We start from the raw sequence: 26,865 nt of genomic DNA on the forward strand, positions 1-26,865 counted from the left end.
ATAATAAGGGAGCCAAATAGGCTCCCTTCTTTTCATCCGTTATTCCACTTCTAAAAGTCGCTAGTCTCTCAATCCACTATCTCTAAAATATCTATATCTCAAACACCTTGGTCATCACCTTATAAAGCTCAGTGCCTTGATAAACAGATGCCGAGGCGAAGTGCAGGATAGGTACACAAGCTTGATTAAGATTGAGTGGAGTTAAGGCCCTATCTGTCCCATAAAGATCGAGTCGCAGAATATTTGCTAATGGCTCTGTGGCTGCCAATGGTTGGCCAACCTCAGCCAGATACTCGACCATGCCACCTAGAGGCGAATGGTACTTCTTATAGTCTTTCAAATAACAGGCGTATCTTTTCATCGTGGCCGGAACAAGCTTCTGCTCGATAACACCGCGCTCGCTCAGATAAGCCAAAATACCTTTAGCATCGATTAGAGCATCTTCGAGATTAATCTTCTCTTGAGATCCTAGCTCTAAGGTAAAGGCAGAGACTGGTACCTGCAAATCCCTTCCCACTGATTTCATATGCTCGGCGAGTTTCCACCAAGGGCAGAAAACAGACTCGTCCATGGCTCCGCCAAAATCATTGGGAATCAACAAGGTATAAGGGATGGAGAAGAAGGATGCCGCCTGAGCATCATACTCGGGACAATAAAGATGCTTACAAGACTTAGGCCCAGTGTGGAGATCTAGCACAATATCAGCTTGATGCGCCATTACTTGCAAGTTAATCGCCTGCTGGTGCCCGGTTGTTATGCCCCACTCACTGTCTAAACGTGTATAGCAAGCTTCAACCAACACGGCCTTGTATTGAGTAATCAAGTCAGCATCACTCAGAGAGTCATTCGCCTTATACCAAGCCGCCACATCGACATTATGCTCTAGATATTCCCTATTCCAATTCACACCAGTAATAGGGTCGAAGCGACCTAAGGTGAACTCACCGCTTTTTTGATTAATCCCCAGAGGATTAGCCAGAGGCACCAGGGTGATATCGCCACATAGGGTGTATTGCTCCAGTAATTTCATCAACTGATAGATGACCGCATTGCCCTGCACCTCGGCGCCATGTACATTCGCTTGGATATAGACGCTGGGAGCCGTAGCGCTTTCGCACTCATGGCTAAATATGGGGATGGTGAGATCTTGGCCTGTGGCTAACTCACCTATCTTCAATGATGATTGGGTAAAACTCATATTGTATCCTTCACTTCCTAGCCTCTCGATGCTAAAACCGACAAGCTAGGTTTTTGATTACTCAAATAAATTCTGATGCAGCGCCCTAACCACCAAGGCAGCTTCTGATTCGGCGACTAAAACGCACAGGTTATGGGGGCTAGCTCCCTGACAAATCATGCGCACATTATGGGGTTCAAGCACTTCAAAAACTCGGCGACACACACCTGGAGTCGATGCAATCTTATTGCCGACTATCGCCACCAGTGCCAGACCTTCTTCGACTCGTACATGGCAGTGCTGTGATAACTCCTGCAACAGAGACTCACTGAGTAAGCCATTTCCGCCAGAGTCAGATCCCGTCTTATCTAAGGTCAGTGACACATTCACCTCGGAAGTCGTGATCAAGTCGACACTGATCTTGTGTCTGGCTAAAGTCGCAAAGGTCTCGGCCAGAAAACCTTGAGCGTGGAGCATCTGCAGACTGTGCAGATTGAGCAAAGTTTGATCCCGGCGCACAGTCACCGCCCGATAAACTGGAGTATCTTCAACTTGGTGGCGGATCCAGGTGCCACCTAGCTCAGGCTCACGGCTAGAACCGACAAAGACTTGAATTTTTTGTCTAACGGCAGGAAGAATAGTGGCAGGATGCAACACCTTTGCACCAAATGTCGCCATCTCGGCGGCTTCATTGAAGCTAATCTCAGCGATAGGGCTAGCTTTAGGCGCAATGCGAGGGTCTGTAGTATAGATGCCGGCCACATCGGTCCAGATCTCAACTGCAGTCGCCTTTAAAGCCTCGGCCAATAAGGCCGCTGAATAATCGCTGCCTCCACGGCCCAGAGTCGTGGTTGCTCCTGTATCATCTGCACCTATAAATCCCTGAGTCACGATGCGCTGGGAAGATAGGAGTGGAACTAGAAATTCTGCAGTTAACTGAGAAATAGTCTCAATTTGTGGTTCGGCGCGACCAAAGTGACTATCAGTTCGCATCACCTGACGCACATCGAATGCACTGGCAGCCTCCCCTTTCTCTCTCAAGACAGCGGCAAACAAGGCCGATGAACATTGTTCACCTTGAGCAAGCAGCTCATCCATACTTGGCTTATTTCTATTTTGACCCAGCTCTTCACTCAGTACAGAGATACGGCTCAATACAGAATCCAGTCTAGCGGCAACCTCTTGTGGGTTACCCAAGGAATCTAAGATTTTAAATTGAATGTGAGCTATCTGCTTAATGAGCTGTATTCTTCGCTCTTCAGCTATATTTTTGTGGGTCAGTTCGACTAACAGATTGGTGACACCACTGGAAGCACTCACCACCACAACACGGGTATCAGGGTTAGCGAGAATGATATCGGCACAACGACTCATGGCGGCATAATCCGCAAGTGAGGTTCCGCCAAACTTAGCGACAATAAGGGACATTACACTGCCTCCACGAAATGCAGACACAGATAAGATTCATTTGAAAATAAATAAGAATATAAAACAAACATGATTAGACTCCGAACTGATTTAGTTCGAAGAGCCTGGTGCAAAGATTACGCACCCCAGAGACGGGAAACAGAGATCACCACCAGAAGCTCTCCACCAATAAACAGGTGACAACCTAAGGGATTCAGCCCATTAGACCGACATAGAGTAATTCCAAATACTCAAATATCTCGGCGCAAATCTCCCTCATAAGTCATCATCAGAGCTTGGACTCTTCAGACTTACTACCTAGTTAGCGCTCCTCTTCTGTACCTTGCTCTCAGTCAGCATGAATAAAAAAAGAACAAGGAAGGGCAAAGCTATCAAATTTTGGCTAACCAAGCAATGGAGAATCTCAACTAATACAGAAGATTTAAGCTAATAACCTTAATCTGGTAACTCACTCACCAAGTTAACCCGCTCAGAGAAGTTACCGATAATGATCTCTTTTCGATACTCGGCTTTAGAGAACAAGCAAGGAACTAAGGCTAACTGGTTATTATCAACGAAGTAGATGGCGTTCTGCTTAAATTTCAATCCCAGATGTGCTGCGCTCAGCTTATCTATGGCGACCGCCCAACTTTTTTCCATATGGGTGCCATCTTTAGATGCCCCCACAACTGCACGATAGGGTCTGTTAAATTGCTCTATAGCCAGTAAAAGTTGTCGATCTAACAGGCGGTTTTGGCAAGAGGTAAGGATCTGCCCCTGGGGATTGTGGGCCGTAATAATGGCAAAAGATAACTGAGAAGATAAGGTTTGGGTAAATAGAAACTTAGTCTCTTGGTAGTGCTGCCACAGTTTCTTGTTCAAGAGTCGCTTGTTCGAGTCAATCATCTAGACCAGTTCCTTTCAATTTAATTGAAATTATTATAGCAAATTTAGTATATCTTCATAAAGGCATGATCAAGATCACTAAATGGCACTTTTTCAACTTCCTTATTTTTCAATGAGTTATAAGGATAAGTGTGACCAAGGTCAAATCCACGAGTAATTTTGTTAACATTTCATTTGTTAACAAATGCCTAAAACGAGTACAATAGACTCAATCGGTAGGTTCAGCATCTTCTATTTTATAGGATGCATTTCGTTACAAGTGGAACTGACAGAGAACTTATAGCCAAGCAGGTTTCTGTATAAATTCGACCGGCGCTTAATTTCTCGTTTTAACTTCATGAATATTTATTAATAGAGGGAACTAACTCTACTGTTAATAATCGAAGTGATTACAGTTCGCGTTCCCATTTATTGAGATTCGCATACTTTACTCATCAAGGAAGTGTGTTGCTGTTTCAGCCAATTTGAAAGCACCTACCGTAGATCAGTACAGAGTCAACATGACAAGTTCGAGCGTATTTAGCACTAATGACACGCTCTCATAGTTAGAACCGATTTGAACAAATTAGGTAAATTATTATGCAAAACCCGCACATTCTGATTGTTGAAGATGAAGCCGTTACCCGTAACACGCTAAGAAGTATTTTTGAAGCTGAAGGATATGTGGTAACTGAAGCCAATGATGGCGCAGAAATGCATAAAGCCATGCAGGAAAATAAAATAAATTTGGTCGTTATGGATATCAATCTTCCAGGCAAAAACGGTCTTTTATTAGCACGTGAACTTCGTGAAATAAACAATATTGGTCTAATCTTCCTTACGGGCCGTGATAACGAAGTTGATAAGATTTTGGGACTTGAAATTGGTGCTGATGACTACATCACTAAGCCATTCAACCCACGTGAACTAACTATTCGTGCTCGCAACCTATTGACTCGCGTTAATAGCACAGGTGCTGAAGCCGAAGATAAGAGCAGTGTTGAGTTCTACCGTTTCAACGGTTGGAGCCTTGAAATCAACAGCCGTTCTTTGGTTAGCCCACAAGGTGAGCCATACAAGCTGCCACGTAGTGAATTCCGCGCTATGCTGCACTTTGTTGAGAACCCAGGTAAGATCCTTAGTCGTGCCGACCTTCTAATGAAGATGACAGGCCGCGAGCTTAAGCCACATGACCGTACCGTTGACGTAACGATTCGTCGTATCCGTAAGCACTTCGAAAGCTTGCCTGATACGCCTGAAATCATCGCCACGATTCACGGTGAAGGTTATCGTTTCTGCGGTAGCTTAGAAGAAGCTTAAATCTAAGCCGATTCAAATAAAAAAACCAGCCTAGGCTGGTTTTTTTGTACATGGATGTAGTTATCCCCGGTGGCCACGGATGGCCAAAGAGGGGGTTTGTGTCTGGAATAAGGCTGGGAAGCTTCTAAAGGCGAAGAAAGTTTTTAGAAGCTAAGAAAGCTTCGAGTTTTAAGCTGTAAGACCCAACACAGGGCTAAGAAAGCTTCGAGTTTTAAGCTGTAAGCCCCAAGACAGGGCTAAGAAAGCTTCGAGTTTTAAGCTGTAAGCCCTCAAGACTAAAGACCCAGCGCTGGAATCCTTCAAGCCTCTGCTCTTACTTACAACTTATCACTTAAAACTCACCACTTATCGCTTATCGCTTATCGCTTAAAACTTATCGCTTACCACTCGCAGACTCGTGGTTTATTTCAATTCTCTCTCAAGAAAATCGGCCAATGAGCGATACAAATGCGTTCTGACTTTTTCGCCGCGCATCGAATGCTTAGAACCTGGATAATCTATCATCTGAAATAGCTTACCTTCATCCTGCAACGCCTTATACACCTTAGTACTGTTCTCAAACAACACATTGTCATCGGCCATACCGTGATACATCAGCAAGCCAGATTGATAGCCTTTCACATATGGCAGTACGCTGCTGGCCTCATAGCCTTCGGCGTTCTGTTGTGGATGACCCAGATAACGTTCGGTGTAATGGGTGTCATATAGGGCCCAATCTGTCACAGGGGCGCCAGAGATGGCAGCCTTAAAGTAATCTGGCGCCTTAAATATGCCCATCAGAGCCATATAACCGCCGTAGCTATGGCCATACAAGGCTATGTTAGCGCTATCAACATAGGCAAGTGTACGCAGGTAATCGACACCAGCTTTCTGGTCATTAACTTCCGCTTCACCTAAGTGCTGATAGATCACATGCTCAAATTGAGTGCCACGGTGAGCCGAGCCCCGGTTATCGAGCTGGAACACGATATAACCTTGCTGGAGTAAATACTGAGTAAAGTAATCTTGATCGCTCCAACTGTTAACCACCAACTGAGCGTGGGGGCCACCGTAGACTCGAACGACCACAGGATATTTCTTGTCGGCGCTAAAATTTGTCGGTTTAAACAAACGATACTGCAGCGCTTGGCCATCTTCCGCTTTGACCTGACCAAACTCAGGTAACTGCCACAATCCGAAGAAAGGATATAGAGGGTGAGTCTTATCCACCTCGTTCTGCTCGACCCAAGCTAATCGTTGGCCCTTATCACCATGTAGGCTAATCTGAGGCGGTTGGGACAAGCTGCTAAAGTAGTCCAGATAGACGGCTTCATTCTCGGCAAATACAGGAGAATGCATCCCGCTCCGCTGACTAATACTCTCGACTTCGCCACCGTTTAAAGGCACGCGGTAAAGATGTTTCTCCGTCACTAGAGTCTTGCGGCCGCTAAAGTAGATCCAACCGGTTTTCTCATCCACCAGCTCGACTTCATCCACGGTCCAGTCTCCCGATGTCAGCTGTTTCTTCACCTTGCCATCCAGTCCAATCAAGTACAGGTGGTTGAAGCCATCACGCTCCGAGGCCCAAATGAAGCTCTCTTGCTGCTTTAAGAAATGCAGATCATTATTGAGATTCACCCAGGCATCGCTGCGCTCTTCTACCAAGGTTATCGACTTATCTATTTGGGCAAGGGATACCACTCTGAGATCTAAGCTTTGCTGATCTCGGCTCTGCCATTGATAAGACAAGCGCTTGCTGTCGGGTAACCAGCTAACTCTCGGTAGATAAATGTCTTGTTCTTTACCAAGGTCAATCCAGCTTTTTTTCTGGTCGGCGAGAGTCACCACGGCTAATTTAATCGTGACATTATTCTTGCCTGCATAGGGGTATCTTTGCTCGGTTAACTTGATGCCATCGGCATAGATCTCATTGCGGGTCACCAACTCAACGCCAGACTCATCGATACGAGTATAGGCGATGGCCGTCTCATCGGGAGACCACCAATAGCCAGTCATGCGGCCCATCTCTTCCTGAGCAACAAACTCGGCCATGGCATTTTTTATCGCCCCGCCGCCATCTGTAGTCATGGCAGTTAGCTTGCTGGTTTTAAGATCTAATACGAATAGATTTTGCTCTCGTACAAAAGAGACATAATTCCCCTTTGGAGATAAACGAGCGTCGGTGACAAAGCCTTCTCCCGTAGGTAACAAGTTGACGCTGCCATCATCAAGGGAGAAATAATACAGCACACCAGAAGCAGGAATGAGTAAGGCCTGGCTATCGTCAGACCAGAAGTATTCCATGATCCCCTTACCATAAATGCGTTGACGCTCACGTCTGGCTTTCTCTTCATCAGAAAGCTCGCCTATGGTGAGTTTATCCGCATTCAGCAGAATGGATTGTTTACCGCTGGCCACATCCATCTGCCATAAATCATAGAAATACTGATCGTCTTTACGCCCGGCGAGATAGGTCACTCTTTTACCGTCTGGAGAAAGCTTAAGTCCCCTGGGACTGGTGCCTGCCAATGCAGGTGAAGCGTAGAGCCTTTCAATACTCAGTGGCATGGTACCGCCTGTTACAGCGGCTTTGGCTGTATTCAAGTCTGTACTAGTAAGGGTATTTGCTGCAGTCGAACAGCCTGTATTTGATAAAATCATAGGAACCGCCAATAGAGCTGATGTCATCCATTTTATTGTCATTATTATGTCCTGGATCTGAAGGTAATTACTGCATGTCGGCTAATGAGATTGATATCATTAACAAACGACATAAATATCGCTGACATTGTGCACTAAAGTCAGCAAAAACTAAAACACGCCGCCGAAGTTATAATTTGCCACCATAGGACGCTGAAAAAAAGTTCAATCTCAGGTATGATCGCGCCAATAAGAAAACTCACTTTTGACCCGACCTCAAACTCGAGCTCAGCTCGAACTTGTATAGGAAATAACATGCAGACCTTGGCCCAAAATCTGACATCACAAGGCATCAATGCCTCTCTGACTCAGCTTATTCACACCTTAGCGAACACCTCTAAAGAGATAAGCCATGCCGTTCGTCACGGCGCTCTTGCCGGTGTACTCGGCACCACAGAGCAGGAAAATGTTCAGGGTGAAACCCAGAAGAAGCTGGATGTTATTACCAACGATATGCTCAAAGATGCGCTGGATAAGGACAATACAGTCCGTGGCCTGGCATCAGAAGAGGAAGACTTTATCGTTGAAGTTGGTGCTAAGGGTGACTATCTGGTTTGTTTCGATCCATTGGATGGCTCATCTAATATCGACATTAACTCGCTAGTGGGTACTATCTTCTCGATTCTACCCGCCCCAGAAGGTGAACTAACAGAGCAAAGCTTCCTGCAAGCGGGCCGCAAGCAAGTCGCTGCCGGTTATGTCTTATATGGTCCTTCGACTATGTTGGCTCTCACCACAGGTCAAGGTGTTCAGTTATTTACCTTAAACCCAGAAACTAACGAATACCTGTTAACTACAGAAGCTATGTCTATCAGTAAAGACACGGCTGAGTTTGCCATCAACATGTCTAACCAGCGTTTCTGGGAAGCACCTATGCAAACCTATATTGCCGATCTTTTACTTGGCACCATAGGGCCGAGAGAGAAAGCCTTCAACATGCGCTGGATAGCAGCCATGGTCGGCGACGTGCATCGCGTACTGTCACGCGGTGGCATCTTCACTTACCCTACCGACAACAAGAACCCAGAGAAGCCATACAAGCTTAGATTGATGTATGAAGCTAACCCTATGGCATTCTTAGTCGAACAAGCTGGCGGCAAGGCTTCTACTGGTTATGAAACCATCATGGATATCGAGCCAAGTGAAATTCATCAACGCGTAGCCGTTATCTTAGGTTCGGCCAACGAAGTTGATACTTGTCTTGAGTATCATGATATCGATTACAGCGAAGAGCCTGAGGTTTAGACCTAGCATCGAGCATCGAGCATCGAGCATCGAGCATCGAGCATCGAAATAATATAAAAAAAGTCGCTATAAGCGGCTTTTTTTATGGGCTATTTTTATCATCTTGTTTACGAGATTAGATTTAGCTAAATCTAATACCTCTACCTATAGGTAAGGCTATTGGCTTAGCCAGTATACTCACGGGTATCACGTATCTTATGACTCGTGTGTTCACGGGCAGACTCATTTCCTGCCGCTCTTGGACAAATTTAGGCTAATAAAAAAGCCAGTAGAAGTTAGCTACTGGCTTTAATAAAATCATCTGTTTTTAGACCGTGACAGAGGCCTAAGACTAGCTCTGTTTCGTTATAGCTTCCGAGGCTTGCTCGACTGTTTCATCGCCCTTCTCGGTCGCATCGACTATGGTCAATACAGCCGCATCACCCACAACGTTACACGATGTTAGCACCATATCGATTAAGCGGTCTAACGCGGCGACAATGGCAAAGGCTTCAACTGGCAAGCCCATCTGGTGGATTAGCACACCTATCATCACCATACCGCCACCTGGAACGCCGCCAGCACCCACAGAAAGAAGAAAGATACTGAATAAGAGTGCAGGCAGTTGCTCCATAGCAATTGGCGCACCGAATGCGTTAGCCACGAAGAAGATCGCTATGGTGATATAGATAGACACGCCGCCCATGTTCATGGTGGCGCCTAGGGGCACACCAAAACCAGCGATGGATCGTTTAACACCTAACTTCTCAGTCAATGTGCGCATAGTCACAGGAATGGTTGCATTTGAACTCGCCGTAGACAGTGAGAACAAGATCTGCTCTTGGGTCTTAGCACGGAATTCTTTCGCCGAAACCGAGGTGAATGCACCAACGGCCATAGGATAAACCACAAAAATCCATAGCAATAATAAGCCTAAGATGACGACCAAATACTCGGCAACACTGAGAAAAATTTCTGCCTCTAAGCTTGCACCGAGTTTAAGCATTAAGGCAAAAACACCAATTGGAGCTAGCTGCATCACCACAGTGATCAGCTTCATCATCAGCTTGTTACCTTCCTGAAATCCCTGAACCAGCAAGGGAACTCCATTACCTAAAGATTTCAGCACCCCCCCCACCAGCAAGGCAATAAAGATCACTTGCAACATGTTGCCCGAACTAAATGCGGCAACCGGGTTATTAGGGACAATATTGACCACCAATTGGACTAAGTTTGGCAATTCAGTGGCGGTTATTGTTGCACCTGTGCCACCGGACATGTCGACACCTAGACCGGGTTGGATCAAGAGTGCTACGGCTAAAGCGGCAAAAATAGCAACCAAGGTATTGATAATATAGAAAGCGAATGTTTTACCGCCCAGACGGCCGAAACTTTTCAGGTCCTTAAGTTCTAGCACACCGCATACTATGCTGACGAACACCAAAGGGACGACGAGCATCATGATCATATTGACGAACATGGTGCCCACGCCAGAAGATATCTCGACCACAGTGCCGGAGAAGAAACTAATATCCCCGAGTAAATATTGAATGATGGAACCGAAAACTAATCCGGTAAACAGACCGATAAAGATCCGTGATGAAAGTGATTTAGTCATATACCTGCCTTCGATTTAGCATATCTTTTATGTATGCTTTTATTAGTTTGCACCTAGGTCGATGCTTATACTCAGGGATTGTATCCCGCTTGTGAAAACCGATAGTGAATCATGGCGGACACAATTTCAATCAGATTTATGATCACAATTGAAACCGCAATGCAGCAATAAGTGAGCTTGGGTCATTATTGTTGAGTTTAAAAGGAGAACGAGGTGGGCACTAAGATGCCAATATCTACATCATTATCAAACGGGTAACACAAAACAAAATAACACCCACACTGTGACAGTAGGAAAAACCGATCCGGAACTAGATGATCGATTTTAAAACTAAAAAAGAAAATCAAAACAGAGATAAAGACTGATTACTTTAGTGTACTAGGTAAACATCCAAATTTAGCTCAAAGAAAAGCCGTTAAAGCATCTGCTATAACGGCTAATATTCGCTAATGATATTTTTTCAGGCTAGAAGTTTATGCAAAACCTAGCTCGACGTCGCTGATGACTAAATTACTGGTATCCAGTATCAGGATCAGGTTCACCTATATCCAGCTAAGTCGATTAGCACTAATGTCCCGCAGCACTAAATCCTAACCATGCCTATGACGATGACTATGCGAAACCTAGCTCGACGTCGCGGATGACGAAGTTACCAGTATAAGTAGGGTCTGGCTCACCTATAGGATCTAGCTCAAAGTAAGCTCTATGCTCTTCAGGTAAACCTTCATAACCACATATCACCTGATACAACCAGCTTTCTCTATCCCAAGTTAGGCCATGCTCGTCAAGATACTCAAGTGCCGACTGACTGCGTCCCGTATCGATAATGCTACAGAAATACTGATCCACGGCCAACTTCAACGGGTTATCCGGGATATCAAAATCTTCAGCCTCGACCAGAGACATAGAAACGTCATGACTCAGATGACTAGTATCTGTTGGAAGTCTGGTGATGGCCTTCAAGCGAGATACTATATCTAACAGCTCAGGTTCATAGCCGGTATTATTCACATCCACTGCGGCCGGGGCCAATATTGCTTCGGCGCGATTAAATAAGCTTGGCAGTTGTTTGTGGCTGACATGATCGTCCGGTCGATAATCCGGATGAAGATCGGTATAGAGTAACCAGCCTTTAAGCAGACGAGTACGGCCTCTAATCTGACGGAAACGCCCGAGTAACTCGAGTAAACGTCCCTGCACCACACTCAGCTCCTGAGTACAACTACTCAGGGTCTCTTGTAGCGTGGTGACTAAGAGTTTTCTCAACTCACGAATGTCGCCGGCAATCTCACCTAATTCACTAAACTGGAACATCTCCAGTCCGTTCAACAGCTCAGTCACTTGGCTCTGTGCCAACTCATTTTCGCGAATTTTGGCATTAATGGTACCCACATAGCCAAATTCATTATTAATTCGACCCCAGAGTACACGTATGGAATATTTGAGTCCCTCGGCGAAGCTGTATACATGCTCGCTAAGGTCTGCCAAATAAGCTTCTGTGGCACTGTAATTCGCATTCTGGCGGGCTTCTTTATAGTGCTCAGCCAAGGTCTTAATCGTTGCCAGTGAGGAGCCTACATTGGCATCGATCTGACGATTACGCTCGTCACTGAGCGCCTCTTCGAGCAGGGCTCGCACCGAGCGCTTTAAACGCAGTTCTTGATCTGGCTCCGGACGCCACAAGATCTCGCTTTGACTGAGCTTCTCAATCGCGGCGGAGTTGTCCTCGTCCTCACGCACAGATCCCGACAGATATACATCCATGATGAGATCGGCATGACGGCTCAGCTGCTTGAGCAGCCTAACCCCAGACTGATGTAAGTTATTGCTCATATTAAACCACGTCCCTCAGAGTCGTTCTGTCTGGGCTTCTATTGTTCATCAGACAAGATCCCTCTGGGTTGCTGTTTCGGCTTGTGCCTCTAAGCTCAAACCTTCGGTCTCGTCGATAAAACGAATCACCTCATAAAGATAATCCAGCTTACCTGTGGCAATGAATATCTGCTTCTCTTTATTGGGACGAGCCAGGTAGCCCAAATCCACCAAACGCTTAAACACCAGTTTAATCTGGGCATCCACGTTACTACTAGTGGAACCAAACAGACGATAGTGGCTTATCTTGGCTAGCTGTTCACGAAAAGCCGGCGTGTCTTCAATGCGTATCATCAACTCATTTAAACGTACCGCCGCCCCTTCAGACAGAGGAGCATCCTGACCACTGGCCTCTTGCACTAAGACCAGCCACTCCACTAAAGGGACTAGCGCATTACAGATATCTTTAAACTGAGAAGAAATAACCTTGCGTTCGACCTCGCCTAATTGCAGATAACCACAGAAGAAGACTTCTCCTTCACCAGCCGAACCTATAGTACGATTAATCTGATTGAGATAATCTTCCACCCGCTCTCTAGTGTCGGCACTCTTCAAGGCTCGCCAACCATCTTCATCTGTAGTTCGACAGATAAACTCACCTTTTAACAGGCGTTCTATGATGGCGCCAGTACCCACAATTGCAGTTTCAGTATTATCGTTCATTACACGGCCTCCCTTATACTGGCATTACGTTGTCTCAGCTTATCGGCAATAGGGTTGACCTGAGGTTTCACCACTTGGAGCTTCTTGGTCTGTTTATTGATGATGTAGCGATTGGCAAACAAGTTCAATACTTCAGACTCAGGGTTCGGGAATGCGCCCAATACCGAGATATTATTGTTCTCACAGGCATCAAAAATCTTCTTCACGTTGCCGTGATGTAAGGTGCCCAACTCATCTATAGGCCAATGTATGGTGACATCTGCGCGCCCACGTAATAGGCGAGTAAAGGCCAACAGGAACTTACACAGAATAAGGTAAGCCATACCATGACTCGACGATTCATTGAGTTGACGATCGGTGCGAATAATCAGATCACTATTGCCCTCTTTCAGGGTTAACTCAATTTCCAGTAGTTTAGATATCCCACCAGAGAGAGCCGAACGACCGATAATATCTAACGCACGACGCATACTGTTAGTGTAATGCTCATCGGGGAGCTCACTGAAACCGTCAGCCTTCCATTTACGGAATGCCTGAACAAACATCTCAAGCTCAGGCCAAAACTCTAGTTCGCTGATCCTTGAACGTATCTTAACCGCAGATTCAGAGACACCATCGAGGAATAGCTCTTCACCAACTTCACGGGTAATCCGCGCACTCTGGGATGCAATGCGGCGATCGATATCGGCAAGCACGTCATAATAGGCAGTCAGATCGACACCGAAGATACGCCCCTGCTCCCTGAGTGCTGTGATCGACTGAGGTACCATCACATTAAGCAACTGCTCGAGTTGAGGCACCAGCTTACGATAATCAATCAGGCGTATGCCTTTATCATTGAGGAAACTAGACTCTTCACGAGCTCGCTCCCAGGTCTCGGACAGGCTGGAACCTGACTTACTGGCGATAACCGAATCGAAATGCTCCACATACTGCTTCACCGAACCCAGCAGGTTGTCGCGTTTGAGCAGTAGCTCTTCGCCCTGACGTAAACGCTCGGTCAAGCCTCCCTGAGCATCGTCCTTATTGTTTGGCAACTTTAACTCACTGAGTTTACGCATAACGCTGCGCAGCTTAGTCAAGTTCTCAGAGGCTTCCACCTGAATGGCATCGGACTGCTTACGCTGACCGTCCAACTCTTGTCTTCTAGTCTTGATCTCATTGGATTTAGACTTAAGTTGCTGCTCAAGTTCCGATGTTGCATGCTTCACTGTGCTCAGTTCAGTCTGCAACTTAGGCTTACGTTTAAGCCAGGTATGTTGATACCAGTCATCGTATCTGAGTACCTCACTACGATGCTGTTCTGCCTTGCTTATGCTCGACTCTAAGCCTCTAATCTCTTGCTTGAGGGCGAGTATCTTATCTTCGTCGACACCACGAGACTTAAGTTCATTCTTATACCACTGCTCGCAGGCTTTCTGCTCACTCTTGGCGTGATCCCTTCTGTGCTGAATATTGATCTTTATCTGGTTCAGCTGATTATCTAAGGCACCGACAACTTCCTGCCAATAGGCATTCTTCTCCATTCTATCTTCGAGTGCTTGCTCTTTCTGCTCTTCCAGCCACTCTTGATGTTGGTGTTTAAGCTGCTTTAACTCACTATCTAAACGGCTCAACTGCTTCAGAGAATCCGACTTGCGATCCGATAGCGCCTTGTTGATCTTGTCCTGCTCGCTACGCTTCTCATCGAATAAGCGTCGCAAATCGTCACGACTATTCTTATAGGCTGTACGAGCAAAGGTGAGTTCTCGATTTAAGCTATCAAGCTCACCGTTGATGGCGACTAGCTGATCTTCCGCTTCCCCCTGCAGCTCCTTTGCTCTTAATAGGCTATTCTCAGCCTTGGCATGTTTACTGCGGAGTTCTTGCTCAGACGCGGCATATTCAGGCGTTTCTATGGCTTTAAGATCCAGTGCTATGCCATAGAGTGATGCCAGGTTATCGGCTAATTTTGAGGGATGAAGATCGCTACGATGCAGCAATTCAGGTGCTATCACCTTACCTAAGGTATTTTCCCAATCGCCCACTTCCTTACGTAAAAACTCCAGTAAGGTATGAGATTGAGGGAACAGGATATGATGCAATTCATCGAGCTCGGTTTGGCGCTCTGTGACTCGAATTCCCGCCATTCTCAGACTATCATTAGCCTGATCTCGCTTAGCACGTAATTTACGCTCTTCAATCGTGAACCTGTCGACCTTAGCATTACAAAGCTCCTGGTCTTCGTTCACCAGGCTGATACGCTCGTCGAAGATAGCCAGTGACAGCTTTTCCTCATCGTTATAGGTCACGCTATCGACACGAACCTTTAGCTCTGCAGTCGACAGTTTAAGCTGATACTCTTGCTCGCTGAACTTAGCTCGTCCAGACTCCATCTGTTCACGCCACAGTCCTCCAAGCGCCTCGAGATCACCTCGAGCCTTCTCCTTCTGAGTATCTCTGGCTTCACGTTGCTTATCTTGATCTTGGTGGAGATTTTCAAGTTCTCTATTTAAGCCTTCGCCAATCTTACTACGGCGAGCATTATAGGCGGCTTCAATATCCTGATGTTTCTCAGTCTGAAGTTTATGGCGCTCGGTCAGGTTTTCTAAGCTGCCTCGCCAATTCGGTAACTGCTCGAGATCTAGTTTTGCCTGTTCGATATCCGCATCTAAGAAGCCACCATGCTGATCTTCTATGGCATCTAGCTCATATTCGCACTTAGCCACATCACCTTTCGCCGCCGAGAGATCTAAATTAAGCTCATCTCTTTGCTCTTTCCACTCTTCATCGAGTTTTCTAAGATCGGCGTTGATGGCCTTAGATTGATCTTGATGATGTTCTTGGCGTTCAACTTCAACAGTTTCATCTTTACTATAGCCACGCTTAAGACTTGCCAGCCTCTGCTCAGCACTGAGTAACTGGTTAAACTCCTGTTCCAACTTCTCGAATTCCGGACGGATCTGCTCGAATCCTTGGATCAACTGACTGTCACGGATCCAAGTTTCAACCCTTTGGGGGTTCAAGCCTGAACTGGGCGGATTGACACCATCTTCTTCCAAAATAGCGGCGATCATAGATTTGATCGTCTCCATCTTGCCCTCTTTCGAATGAACCGCCTTGGCGAGCTTTTCGATATGACGCAGGGAATATTCTGACTCACATAGAGAGAATTGGCGCGCATAGTTTCTTAGCTCAGTGCGATTACTGCCTGTGCTCTGAAGGCCTCGATCATTTTGGATTATCGCGCGAAACTCTCGGGTATTAAGCAAATTAGTGGTAGCTACGCCGGCACGCTTCATCTCACGGCCGAGTTCGGCCATGGTATGACATATCACACTGTCGCCGTCTCTAGACTTAACATAATCTTCGAGCTCAAATCCCTTGGCGATAAAACGATAGTTGACCCCTTTGCCGTCGCCGGCCGATGCTAATACTGCTTGATTGAGCTGGCCGTCGGGGCGCTTATACTCGTAGATAATGAAGCTAGTGTCATGGGGCAGATACCAACGCTCAAAGCTGTCTCGTGTAGAAGGTACGACGCGACTCGGATACTCACCATAAAAAACAGGCACTAAACGCTGTAACGTGGTCTTGCCCGAGGCATTGGTACCACAAATATTGGTGTGTCCATCGAGGACGAGTTCAACTACGCCAGGTAGGTGCGTATTTATCAGCACAATTCGATTCAAGCTTGACATCTTTTTCCTTATCCAAACATTGCCGCTAATCACGGCAACAGATCACCACAAAACCCGTTTGTATTGGGTATAAACTGGCTAATCTAATCTATTAAGTTTCAATTTTTGAGAGTCTAAAATAAAGCAAACTGGCATGCTTGGCAATCCAAGAGGCTCCCGAAAACCGTGCCAGTATTTAGAAGCGGGATCATACGCTAGTTTGTGGCAAAAAAAGCCTAAGTAAAACGCAATTAATCTTTAAAAATAACCAGGGAAGACCTAAGGTCTGACAGCCAAGCATCATCTTAGCTTTACTGCCAAAACCTTGGCTTCAACTAGACAAGAGACTGAGCATCTCGCTTAGCAAAATAACTCATGGTCTCACCATAGACTATATGCCTAAGCCCAATAATGGCTATCAAGTTAGGTATCACCATTAAGCCGTTAACAGTATCCGCAAGCAGCCAGATAACATCCAGCTTAATAAATGCCCCTAGGGCTATCAAACTTAAGAAGATCCCCTGATAGGCTCTATGGCCTTTCTCCCCCACAAGGTAATACCAACAACGCTCACCATAATAGTGCCAGCCCAAGATAGTCGTAAACGCAAAACACACTAGCGCTATCGTCACCACATACAGACCTAAAATATCCGAGCCACCACTGGAAAATGCAGCACTTGTCATTGCAGCACCGGCACTGTCACCACTCCAAACACCGGTAATAATCAATACTAACCCCGTCATAGTACAGATGATGATAGTATCAAAAAAGGTCCCGGTCATACTGACTAGTCCCTGCTCTACGGGCTCATTTGTCTTAGCTGCAGCGGCGGCGATGGGCGCACTGCCTAGACCCGCTTCATTCGAAAACACACCACGGGAAAGGCCTATCTGCAAAGCTTGTGCAACCGTAGCCCCCAGGAAACCACCAGCAGCTGAAACAGGCGTAAAGGCTGACTCAATAATTAAATGCAACGCAGGAAATATCTGCTCACTAAAGCGAGATAAAATCCAAATACAAGCAATCACATAGGCTAAAGCCATGCTAGGGACTAATTTTTGAGCGACACTCGCTATACGCTTAACACCACCTAAAGTGACCGCAGCCACCAAGAATGTCAGTACAAGTGCAGTTAGCCAAGTTGGCACTTGAAAGGCTATGGTCATGGCATCGCAAATGGCATTAACTTGAGCAAAGGTCCCTATACCTAGAAAAGCGACTCCCACACCAAATATGGCAAATAGTTTCGCCATCCAACCTAAACCGAGTCCCCGCTCTATGTAGTACATAGGTCCGCCAGCAATCTGGCCTCTTGCATCTGTGATGCGGTATTTAACCGCTAACATACATTCGGCATACTTGGTTGCCATTCCAAAAAATGCCGCTAGCCACATCCAAAACAAGGCTCCAGGGCCACCAATCTTAATCGCTGTTGCCACACCAACAATATTGCCAGTACCGATAGTGGCTGATAACGCGGTACAAAGTGCTGCGAATGAGGAGAGATCTCCCTTGCCACTGGCAGGCTTAAACAGAAGTTTCAAGGCAAGAGGTAGATGGAAAACCTGAATAAGTTTCAGTCTGATGGTGAGGTATAAACCGGTACCAACCAATAAACATAAGGTAATAGGCCCCCAAACCAGGGCATTAATTTCAACTAGAAGTGATTCAAAGTTCATTACAGTTCTCGATTATCATAAAAAACGGATAAACGGAAGTGAACAAGAAATGGCTGTAACTCGCCGCAGGAAAACGCAATATAGGAATGTAATCGGCGATTAACTGATTAAACCTATATAGAGAAAAACGATCTGGCTGTGCAGTCATCCTCTCCTCTGTCCTTTTTGCCTGAGCGTTTCGCGCCTAAGTGAATAGCTCACTTAGGCACTTTCGTCTTCGGCGCCGCATAATGACTCGATAAAATCTAAGCGAGTTGCGATCTCTCCAGAGGCTCGTCCAGTAACAGTCCACGCCAATCATAATTGGCACCTGAAAGAGTGGTTCAGCTATTTTTCAATAAGCTAAACTTGCCTCGTCGGTGTGGGGGCGATTCCCCACTCTCCTGCTACCTTCATCCGAACGGATTGCCAAAATAGCGATTTTATCATCGGCTATTTCAGCGGTGGCACAGCATGCATTAATGGCATAAAGCAAACAAGCAGGCTGATCACACTTTTATCATCCACAAGTTGAACCAAGCTCTTTAGTTCTCAAGTTAGCAAGCCATGATGACTTATTGAACTCATGGGTTATAAAATAGAAGACTATTGCACAGCAGGTTTATCCAATAGAAATCTTATTAAACTCAGGATTATTGAATTGAAAGCTTATTGAATAAAAAGTGCGGATACTGGATACCCGCACTCGAATATTATGACTTAAAAAGTGATAGCTAAACTAGTTATAACTAAAGATTAAGCTTGTTCAAAGTCAGTACGGTAGCTTTCGTAATTGCCGACCATGCCTTTGACTAGCTCAGCATCATAGGGACGTAGGCCGCTCATCACTAAGGTCTTAATGCCGGTACCAACAAGCTGCTCACCTGAGTGCAATTCAAACTTAAGGGTCACATCTCCACGCTTACCGTCAACCTTTAGCTCTTGGCCAACTAATGACAGGGTCACCTGTTCGAAATCTAGGGTCGTCAAATCGAAAGACATGCTCTCATAGATAACTAAAGGGCGCGCCGGATTAATCATCATCTGATGCTGTTCCATCATAGGCACTAGAACATGAGTAAAGTTGTGGCCAGAGAAAGCAACATAACTGCGAATAAAGGACTCTATCTGAGTCTGACAATCTCTCACATCTCCCTGACGTTCAACTTTCAGGTACAACTTGTCCTTATCATCACGGATCTCAAGCTGCTCTGCTGCTGTTTCGGGAAATTGCAGTTTAACGCCGGCTCCGACCATGCCAGCAAAGGTAAACGTCATCCTCTGGCTCAAGCCATACTCAACTAACACCAATGAAAAAAGAAGATCCCCCGGCACACAGAAACGCTTAGCCCCCACGCTGTGGATAGGATTAAAGTCCTGAGCCACGCCTTTGGCGAAATCACTGGCCTGCTCGGCAAGTACTGTAATGGTTTGATTTTCTTTTTTAAAATAAGGTGTTAAGAACATATTCACTCTATAAATCAGTTGATATACAAAATAGCGCTACATTTTATATCAGATCTGGAAAAACACTCAACCGATGACTTAAATCAACTTATGATCAGGTTACACAGATTCAATATCGGTGATGAACTTGTTTGGCGGTAGTTTGAATCCTGCCAACTAATGTAAACACCTTCACCTTTAAGTTAATTTTAATGAACAAGTATTAGGATGCTCGTATAAATGAGAATAACTCCCACTTAGATTACTAATACCAGTTAATCGGTGGCTTTATTCTGTATTGCGCAATGGAGTATTTATGCTGCAGCCTAAAACCTTGTCTTTGAGTCTAATTTCGACCGCTTTACTTACCGCCCTATCCGCTCCGGCTTTTGCACAAGAAGCCAAAGAGATTTCGACTATAACTCCTATAGAGCAGATCAGCATCTTCGGTAAGAATAACCCACTCAATACTGTGCCGGGTAGCGCCCATCTCATCGACGAGGCCCAATTAGATGCCTTCAAGTATTCAGACATCATGCGCACACTCGCTAGCGTTCCTGGCGTGTATATACAGGAGGAAGACGGCTACGGTTTAAGACCAAATATAGGTATGCGCGGCACGGGTCAAAACCGCAGTGAGAAGATCACCATAATGGAAGATGGTGTGCTTGCAGCTCCAGCCCCCTACGCCTCTCCTGCCGCTTACTACTTCCCAACTTCTGGCAGAATGGAATCTATCGAGATCCTTAAAGGCAGCTCGACAGTTAAATATGGGCCGCGCACCACAGGCGGCGTGATCAACCTGATTTCACGTCAGATCCCCGAAGAGAATTTAGCCGGTAAACTGGATATGGCCGCCGGCCAAGATGGTTTCGGTAAGCTGCATGCCTATGCAGGCGGTCAAGGTGAGCGTGTCGGTGGTGTTATAGATATCTATCGCTATCAGGCCGATGGCTTCAGAGATATCAATGGTGTCAGTGGTGATAGCGGGTTTAAGAAAAATGATGCCATGGCTAAGATCAGTATTCGCTCGGCTGAAGATGCAAAATTTGACCAAGTAGTGGAAGTTAAGCTTAAACATGCAGATGAAACCTCAAATGAGACCTATATGGGACTCACAGATGCAGATTTTGCGGCTAACCCATATAGCCGTTACTCGGCATCACAAAAAGATGTGATGGACACTGAGCACACCCAGATCCAGATTAATCACATCATAGACTTCAGCGATAACCTGACCTTAGGAACTACGGTTTACCATAACGACTTTAAGCGTAACTGGTATAAGACCAGTAAGGTCGATGGCAAAAGCATCAGTAGTGAAGGGACTCAAAAAGCGGCAGATTTCGACAAGGATCCAACATCAGGCGATCTTGAAGTCGACGTTAAGGCCAATAACCGTGCCTACATCTCTCAAGGAGTTCAAACAGAACTGAACTGGTACTTAGATAACCATGACTTGTCTTTCGGTGCCCGCTACCATGAAGACGAGATGGATAGATACCAGTGGCTAGATACCTATTCTATGGGTTCAGATCAGGTCATGATTTTGACCCAAGCTGGCGTACCTGGTACCGACTCCAACCGCGTCGATAGCGCCAAAGCCTTAGCCCTATACGTTCAAGATAAGATTCAATTCGGCGACTTCAACATCACTGCGGGCCTGCGTTATGAAGACGTCACAACCAGACGTATCGACTGGGGTAAATCAAATACTGGCCGAGATGGTGAACCAAACAAAGATATCAGTAACAGCTTCTCGGCCTGGTTGCCATCTCTGTCTGCAACCTACCAGCTAACAGCGAATGGTTAGTCTTAGCCGGGGTGCAGAAAGGCTTTGCACCTGCCGCACCGGGCAACGCCGATCGCCAGGAGGAAGAAAGCTGGAACTATGAAGCGGGTGCTCGCTATAACCTTGGTGCACTAACTTCTGAAGCCATCTTCTTCTATAGTGATTACAGTAACATGCACGGTAACTGCACAGCAGCACAAGGCTGTGACGACGATAACATAGGTGATCAATACAACGGCGGTGAAGTCGATGTTAAAGGGCTAGAATTTAGCTTGGCCTATAACTTCAACAAAGATGGTGACATCCACTTTCCAGTGAAACTCGCCTACACCTACACCAGCGCCGAATTTGCTAATAATTTCGAATCGGATTTCAAGCCATGGGGGGATGTTGTTAAAGGTGACAAACTACCATACCTGCCTGAAAACATGTTATTTGCATCGGCTGGCGTCAAAGCCGACAGCTGGCAGCTGACATTGGCGGCACGTTATACCGATGAGGTAAGAACCGTCGCCGGCCAAGACGAGATAGCGCAAGAAAACCTTATCGAAGCCAGAACCATAGTCGACCTATCGGGACGTTATTTCATCTCTGATGTACAAGAGGTGTACCTAACCGCAGAAAACCTATTCGACACTGAGTATGTGACCACCAAGATCCACGGTTCAAACTTTGCGGGTAAGCCGATGACAGTCACAATCGGTTACTCCTACAAATTTTAATCACATTGATTGGTCTATATCCATATGATTTATAATGGATATATATTAGACACGATTCGTATATATACGATAATTGTGTGAATATCGATATTCAATGCCGAAATCGATAAAAATTTACACTTAAAAAAAAGGTGAGCCATTGGCTCACCTTTCCTGCCTCTATTATTTTTATCAGACTAATTTTAAAGACAAATATACTCCATAGAAAATTCTCCCCCTGCAAACACCAGCTATTAACTTGTTACATCTACTGATGCACATTGAAAAGCAAATGATAATAATTTGCATTATTGAAACCAGTTAAATAGAATCCACCCAAACTTAATAACCCTTGAATAACATAGGGAAGAGAATGATGATGAAAAAAACCATAATAGCTAGCGCTTTGTTCGGCATTTTAGCCTCTCAGACTGCATTTGCATCTGATGAGACTCAAGAGCTACGTAAAGTCATTGAACAACAACAGAAAGTACTAAAAGATCTTGAAAAGCGTCTCGATGCCACAGAGAAGCGCGTCGAAAAGACAGCTGACGTAGTAGAAGCGACAGCCGAGTCTAAGAGTGCAACTACTCTTGGTGGTTATGGTGAACTTCACTATAACAACATCACTAATAACGCTACTGGTAAAGATAAGCAGACTGTCGACTTCCACCGTTTCGTGCTTTTCGTCGGCCATGAGTTCAGCGAAAGCACACGCTTCTTCTCAGAGCTTGAAGTTGAACACTCTATTTCCGGTGACGGCAAGAAAGGTGAAGTAGAACTAGAGCAGGCTTACATCGAGCATGATTTCAACGAGATGCTAACCGGTAAAGCGGGTCTATTCCTAATGCCAGTGGGTATCATCAACGAGACTCACGAGCCAACAAGCTTCTACGGTGTTGAGCGTAACCCTGTTGAGAAGAACATCATCCCTGCAACTTGGTGGGAAGCTGGTGCTGCACTTAATGTTAAAGCCGCTCCAGGCCTAGCATTCGACGGTACTATAACTAGTGGTCTTGAAGTTGCAACTGAAGGCAGCAAAGCCTACAACATTCGCAGCGGTCGCCAAAAAGTATCTAAGGCAAATGCTTCCGATCTAGCCTACACAGCACGCGTAAAATACACAGCTGTTCCTGGTCTAGAGCTAGCGGCTACAGCCCAATATCAGGCTGACTTGACTCAAGGCGCTGGCAGTGTTGACACTGCTTCAGCAACCCTACTTACAGCCCATGTTATCTACAGCATTCAAAACTTTACTGTTAAAGCCCTGTATGCTCAGTGGGATATCGACGGTAATGAAGCTGAAATGTTAGGTCGTGATGAGCAAAATGGTTGGTACATAGAGCCAGGCTACCGCTTCAACGAAAGCTTCGGCATCTTCGCCCGTTACAACGAGTATGACAACGAAGCTGGTAACAGCAACGACACTGAGATCACTCAGACTAATGTCGGTGTGAACTACTGGTTACACGAAAACGTCGTATTCAAGGCTGACTACGAGAAAGTTGGCGGCGCTAAAGATTCTGATGGCTTCAACCTAGGTGTTGGCTACCAGTTCTAATTAGCACTAAGCTAAGCACTCATTAGTCAATGAGCACAATAATGAGTGCCCTTTATCGGGCACTCATCTATATTTAACTAGCCAACTCGCCATTCCACCTCTTTGCGCATCCGAGTCTATTATGAAGTTGACCCCTCTTTGCATCTTAGCTTGCACATTCATTTTTAACTTAGCCTTCAGTCAATCGACTCTAGCTCGTGGGGTTTATCAAGAACCTCAAGACTTCATCAGCCAGGCCTTCAATGCTCCGGCTCCCAAGGCTAAAGTTTTCTGGATTGACGATGAGGCACAAGCTGTCATCGAAGAGATCTTATCCCATAGATTCAAGAAGATGCGCTTAAGGTATTGGCAGCAAGAGTCTGAAACTATTTGGATTTTAGAAGAAATAGGTAAAGAGTCTCCCATAACCGTCGCCATTCATATTAAAGATCAGGCCATTGCCCAAACTAAGGTGCTGGTTTATAGAGAGAGCCGAGGCGATGAAGTCAGGCATGATTTCTTTACTGATCAGTTTAAATCGGCCAAACTAAAGAACGATCTAAAGCTAGATCAGCATATAGATGGCATCACAGGTGCAACCCTGTCGGTCAGAGCGTTAACTAAATTATCCCGCATAGCATTATGGTTAGATGCCCACGTCACGAAAAGTTAAGCCTGACACTTAACTGTGGTGCTGGAGGCAGGACAAACGATTAAGACAATAAGAATGACTCAAAAGCATCACAACACGCGAACCTATTCACCACATAAAATCCGCAGCCAAGGGCTAGGAAAAAAGTTAGCCAAACAGCTTCGGCCTTGGCACCGCCGACTCGGTATATTCTGCGCCCTGTTCATCATGCTGATGGCCATTACCGGAGTTGTGATCAATCATAGCAATCATCTATCTATAGATTCTGCCCCCGTTCAGCAAGCTTGGCTACTGGACTATTATGGCATCACTCCACCGAGCAAACTTGCCATCTACCAAACCCAGCCACTCAGCCTTGCCAGTTCAGATAACTTAGTCTGGGTCCAACATAAGCAGGCTGTGGAAGCCGACTCTGAAATTAAGGGTATGCTCGCCTTAGACAATATGCTTATAGCCGTAGACACAGGCCATCTCTATATCTTGTCCCAAGATGGCGATCTTATGGAGAAGCAAGATGCCTCCATGGGCTTACCCAGAGACATACAGGAAATTGGTTACGACGGTCAAATCTGGTTAAAAGCCCAAGACGGCTATTTTATGGCAGATGACCAGCTTATCGAGTGGACCAAGGCCATGCCATTTTCCCCGATTCCCTGGGCTGTCCCCCTTCAGACTGATACAGCTCAAACTGAAGCGGCTGCTATCTCCTTACTGGCACGCTCTAGTCATCTCACCTGGGAACGTGTCCTGCTAGATGTACACAGCGGGCGCTTCTTCGGCTCACTGGGGCCTTGGTTTATGGATCTGGTGGCCCTGTCGTTGATCATCATGGCGATATCAGGCATATACCTATGGCAACAAGGCCGGCCAAAAAAGAAGAATCGAATTTCAAGCAACTAATTCCAAGCAACTAATTCCAAGCCCTTTATAGATATTCTACAGATATAAAAATGCCGAAAATGTGACAAACATTTTCGGCATTTTTGATAGGCTTACAAGCCCAGGTTAACTTGTGGATTCACAAGATACGTATCTACAGAGTGTATCTGATACCTATGGCTACGCCATCATCTTCTGAAATAGACATTCTAGCCTCTTGTTCCTTATCTGCACTGGTAAAGTTGCTGTAATCTTTACGTGCTTCGACATACAGAACCGTGCTCGAATCCCAAACATAGTGCAGGCCAACTACAACGAACTGACGCTTAAATACATCCTTAGGATCTGCGCTATTTGGCTGAATAACATAATCGCTACCCGCATCTAAGACGTTATAAGAGATGAATGTACGTAGACCGTTATCATATTTATATGAGAACAAAGACTCGATACCGTAAGAGTCCTTGATAAGACGGCCTAAGTTATCTGTATCGTGGTTTTCATTCTTATTGAAGTTGGCAGCGGCATAGAAACCTTCAGTATCGAAGCCGCCCCAGGTAGCACCAACCCCATAAATAAGATCGGTTGCAGTAATTTTATCACCGGTATGAAAACTCACGTCAAACTCACCGCGATTAATACCTGCGGTTAATGTAAGCATATCTGTTGCCTGATATGTGATAGAACCACCGTAGGTGTAATCATAATTCACCTCTTGGGACTCTTCACTAGCATTCCAACGTGCTTCACAATCTGTGCCCAGGCCCATTGCTGGCTCACAGGTATAGAAGGTGTCATGCTTAAGTTGAGCTTGAATTGCGAAACTCACATCACCAAAACTATTACGGTATTGAACGACTTTATCGCCACGACCCGTACCATTTACTGCACCATCGGCCTTGTTATAGGTATAGACACCTGCGGCGTTACCATCCCAGACGAAGCCATAGTTGGTGTTATAAACGACGTCATACCAAGCGCCCCACTGTTTACCTATGCTTAATGTACCGTATTTGTCGTGACCAATACCGACATAACCAAGACGATTATTTAAAAAGTCTCCGCTCTTAGACTCGAAATTACTTTCACTGCTATACACAATCTCACTGTTACCGAATGGATTAACACCCCACTCCAGCTTAGTGAATGCTTTCCAACCATCACTCATTTCGCGAGTGAAACCAAAGTTAATGCGTGAAGCTCCGTTCACGACTTCTGTCGCTCCTTGGGTGTTGATGACACGAGCATCAACGAATCCACCAATCTCCACTGCGTTCTTGTCATCTTTATAAATTTCGATGGCCGCTACTGAAGGGGCAAATATGACGGCAGATAAAGCCGATGCTAGTAATGTTTTTTTCATGTGACGCCTAATCTATATGGTTTATTACGCTATAAGTCGTGAGACTAACAAAATATTAGCCTTCTCTCAAAGACCATTAACAGCTAAACACATACTTTTATCGTTTATTTTGATCTTGCTCAACACAAATCCAGCAATTAAGCATATAACCTAGCTTTGCAGCGAAGCTGATCACACTTTATTTTAAGATCATTTGGTATTGGATGGGGTGCTTGGAGGCTAAGTTTAGCTTTCGAGCATAATTGGTGAGAGGCTTAATGAAAAACCAATAGAATCATTCTCTAATGGGTATTTAAACGTATTATTACACCCTAGATCTATTTGAAT

The 26,865-nt window shown here is 45.5% G+C and carries 16 protein-coding genes, 1 pseudogene and 3 riboswitches; of the genes and pseudogenes, 6 read left to right on the forward strand and 11 right to left on the reverse strand.

The window, feature by feature from the left end; translation table 11 throughout:
- Window positions 1-91 precede the first annotated feature (91 nt).
- From SVI_RS16965 to SVI_RS16975, 3 genes are all read right to left on the reverse strand, one after another.
- Window positions 92-1,198, reverse strand: a complete 1,107-nt coding sequence (locus SVI_RS16965; RefSeq protein ID WP_013052858.1) for a succinylglutamate desuccinylase/aspartoacylase family protein — start codon at window positions 1,196-1,198, stop codon at window positions 92-94.
- Window positions 1,199-1,255: 57 nt separating this feature from the next.
- Window positions 1,256-2,605 (reverse strand): lysine-sensitive aspartokinase 3, encoded by a 1,350-nt coding sequence (lysC, locus tag SVI_RS16970; protein ID WP_041420057.1) that lies wholly within the window; start codon window positions 2,603-2,605, stop codon window positions 1,256-1,258.
- Between the two features lie 147 nt (window positions 2,606-2,752).
- Window positions 2,753-2,928, reverse strand: a riboswitch (Lysine riboswitch).
- A 112-nt stretch (window positions 2,929-3,040) separates the two neighbouring features.
- A complete protein-coding gene (locus SVI_RS16975; RefSeq protein ID WP_013052860.1) occupies window positions 3,041-3,490 on the reverse strand; it encodes a DUF3293 domain-containing protein in 450 nt (149 codons plus the stop codon).
- Window positions 3,491-4,069: 579 nt separating this feature from the next.
- On the opposite strand from SVI_RS16975, the gene arcA reads away from it, so the two are divergent.
- Complete coding sequence (arcA, locus tag SVI_RS16980) at window positions 4,070-4,789, forward strand: two-component system response regulator ArcA (protein WP_013052861.1); 720 nt, start codon at window positions 4,070-4,072, stop codon at window positions 4,787-4,789.
- Between the two features lie 402 nt (window positions 4,790-5,191).
- Here the strand turns inward: arcA and SVI_RS16985 are convergent, their stop codons facing one another.
- Window positions 5,192-7,471: a S9 family peptidase gene (locus tag SVI_RS16985; RefSeq protein WP_041420058.1), complete on the reverse strand. Its 2,280-nt coding sequence runs from the start codon at window positions 7,469-7,471 to the stop codon at window positions 5,192-5,194.
- A 252-nt stretch (window positions 7,472-7,723) separates the two neighbouring features.
- On the opposite strand from SVI_RS16985, the gene SVI_RS16990 reads away from it, so the two are divergent.
- Complete coding sequence (locus SVI_RS16990; RefSeq protein ID WP_041420059.1) at window positions 7,724-8,713, forward strand: class 1 fructose-bisphosphatase; 990 nt, start codon at window positions 7,724-7,726, stop codon at window positions 8,711-8,713.
- A gap of 331 nt (window positions 8,714-9,044) precedes the next feature.
- Here the strand turns inward: SVI_RS16990 and SVI_RS16995 are convergent, their stop codons facing one another.
- From SVI_RS16995 to SVI_RS17020, 6 genes are all read right to left on the reverse strand, one after another.
- Window positions 9,045-10,310, reverse strand: coding sequence for a dicarboxylate/amino acid:cation symporter (locus SVI_RS16995; RefSeq protein ID WP_013052865.1), 1,266 nt, complete (start codon window positions 10,308-10,310; stop codon window positions 9,045-9,047).
- 612 nt (window positions 10,311-10,922) lie between these two features.
- Complete coding sequence (locus tag SVI_RS17000; protein ID WP_013052866.1) at window positions 10,923-12,143, reverse strand: hypothetical protein; 1,221 nt, start codon at window positions 12,141-12,143, stop codon at window positions 10,923-10,925.
- Between the two features lie 48 nt (window positions 12,144-12,191).
- On the reverse strand, window positions 12,192-12,845 hold the full coding sequence (locus tag SVI_RS17005; protein ID WP_013052867.1) for a hypothetical protein: 654 nt from the start codon (window positions 12,843-12,845) through the stop codon (window positions 12,192-12,194).
- The gene (locus SVI_RS17010) at window positions 12,845-16,525 is read right to left on the reverse strand and encodes an ATP-binding protein (RefSeq protein WP_041420060.1); all 3,681 of its coding nucleotides are present in this window, start codon (window positions 16,523-16,525) and stop codon (window positions 12,845-12,847) included. Before SVI_RS17010 ends, SVI_RS17005 begins: the two co-directional genes overlap by 1 nt.
- A gap of 314 nt (window positions 16,526-16,839) precedes the next feature.
- Entirely contained in the window at window positions 16,840-18,186 is a 1,347-nt protein-coding gene (locus SVI_RS17015) for an alanine/glycine:cation symporter family protein (RefSeq protein ID WP_013052869.1), read from the reverse strand.
- A gap of 146 nt (window positions 18,187-18,332) precedes the next feature.
- A riboswitch (glycine riboswitch) is annotated at window positions 18,333-18,465 on the reverse strand.
- 5 nt (window positions 18,466-18,470) lie between these two features.
- Window positions 18,471-18,582: riboswitch (glycine riboswitch) on the reverse strand.
- A gap of 339 nt (window positions 18,583-18,921) precedes the next feature.
- Window positions 18,922-19,632 carry a DUF3581 domain-containing protein gene (locus tag SVI_RS17020; protein WP_013052871.1) on the reverse strand — a complete coding sequence of 237 codons (711 nt, stop codon included), beginning with the start codon at window positions 19,630-19,632 and terminating at the stop codon, window positions 18,922-18,924.
- Window positions 19,633-19,927: 295 nt separating this feature from the next.
- On the opposite strand from SVI_RS17020, the pseudogene SVI_RS17025 reads away from it, so the two are divergent.
- From SVI_RS17025 to SVI_RS17040, 4 genes and pseudogenes are all read left to right on the forward strand, one after another.
- A pseudogene (locus SVI_RS17025) lies at window positions 19,928-22,125 on the forward strand (TonB-dependent receptor family protein).
- 352 nt (window positions 22,126-22,477) lie between these two features.
- Window positions 22,478-23,665 (forward strand): porin, encoded by a 1,188-nt coding sequence (locus SVI_RS17030; RefSeq protein ID WP_013052874.1) that lies wholly within the window; start codon window positions 22,478-22,480, stop codon window positions 23,663-23,665.
- A gap of 121 nt (window positions 23,666-23,786) precedes the next feature.
- Complete coding sequence (locus tag SVI_RS17035; RefSeq protein ID WP_013052875.1) at window positions 23,787-24,317, forward strand: FMN-binding protein; 531 nt, start codon at window positions 23,787-23,789, stop codon at window positions 24,315-24,317.
- A gap of 54 nt (window positions 24,318-24,371) precedes the next feature.
- Window positions 24,372-25,196 (forward strand): PepSY-associated TM helix domain-containing protein, encoded by an 825-nt coding sequence (locus tag SVI_RS17040; protein WP_041420061.1) that lies wholly within the window; start codon window positions 24,372-24,374, stop codon window positions 25,194-25,196.
- A 133-nt stretch (window positions 25,197-25,329) separates the two neighbouring features.
- Here SVI_RS17040 and SVI_RS17045 read toward each other — a convergent pair whose 3' ends face one another.
- A complete protein-coding gene (locus tag SVI_RS17045) occupies window positions 25,330-26,538 on the reverse strand; it encodes a porin (RefSeq protein ID WP_013052877.1) in 1,209 nt (402 codons plus the stop codon).
- Window positions 26,539-26,865: the final 327 nt, after the last annotated feature.

The sequence above is a fragment of the Shewanella violacea DSS12 genome (genome assembly GCF_000091325.1).
In the GTDB taxonomy this organism is placed as follows: Bacteria; Pseudomonadota; Gammaproteobacteria; order Enterobacterales; family Shewanellaceae; genus Shewanella; species Shewanella violacea.

Excerpts from the sequence above, each read along its gene's own strand:
- lysC (WP_041420057.1), bottom strand. The coding sequence starts at position 2,605 with ATGTCCCTTATTGTCGCTAAGTTTGGCGGAACCTCACTTGCGGATTAT.
- SVI_RS16990 (WP_041420059.1), top strand. The coding sequence starts at position 7,724 with ATGCAGACCTTGGCCCAAAATCTGACATCACAAGGCATCAATGCCTCT.
- SVI_RS17005 (WP_013052867.1), bottom strand. The coding sequence starts at position 12,845 with ATGAACGATAATACTGAAACTGCAATTGTGGGTACTGGCGCCATCATA.
- SVI_RS17030 (WP_013052874.1), top strand. The coding sequence starts at position 22,478 with ATGATGATGAAAAAAACCATAATAGCTAGCGCTTTGTTCGGCATTTTA.
- SVI_RS17020 (WP_013052871.1), bottom strand. The coding sequence starts at position 19,632 with ATGTTCTTAACACCTTATTTTAAAAAAGAAAATCAAACCATTACAGTA.
- SVI_RS16975 (WP_013052860.1), bottom strand. The coding sequence starts at position 3,490 with ATGATTGACTCGAACAAGCGACTCTTGAACAAGAAACTGTGGCAGCAC.
- SVI_RS16995 (WP_013052865.1), bottom strand. The coding sequence starts at position 10,310 with ATGACTAAATCACTTTCATCACGGATCTTTATCGGTCTGTTTACCGGA.
- SVI_RS17035 (WP_013052875.1), top strand. The coding sequence starts at position 23,787 with ATGAAGTTGACCCCTCTTTGCATCTTAGCTTGCACATTCATTTTTAAC.
- SVI_RS16985 (WP_041420058.1), bottom strand. The coding sequence starts at position 7,471 with ATGACAATAAAATGGATGACATCAGCTCTATTGGCGGTTCCTATGATT.
- SVI_RS17045 (WP_013052877.1), bottom strand. The coding sequence starts at position 26,538 with ATGAAAAAAACATTACTAGCATCGGCTTTATCTGCCGTCATATTTGCC.
- SVI_RS17015 (WP_013052869.1), bottom strand. The coding sequence starts at position 18,186 with ATGAACTTTGAATCACTTCTAGTTGAAATTAATGCCCTGGTTTGGGGG.
- SVI_RS17000 (WP_013052866.1), bottom strand. The coding sequence starts at position 12,143 with ATGAGCAATAACTTACATCAGTCTGGGGTTAGGCTGCTCAAGCAGCTG.
- SVI_RS16965 (WP_013052858.1), bottom strand. The coding sequence starts at position 1,198 with ATGAGTTTTACCCAATCATCATTGAAGATAGGTGAGTTAGCCACAGGC.
- SVI_RS17040 (WP_041420061.1), top strand. The coding sequence starts at position 24,372 with ATGACTCAAAAGCATCACAACACGCGAACCTATTCACCACATAAAATC.
- arcA (WP_013052861.1), top strand. The coding sequence starts at position 4,070 with ATGCAAAACCCGCACATTCTGATTGTTGAAGATGAAGCCGTTACCCGT.
- SVI_RS17010 (WP_041420060.1), bottom strand. The coding sequence starts at position 16,525 with ATGTCAAGCTTGAATCGAATTGTGCTGATAAATACGCACCTACCTGGC.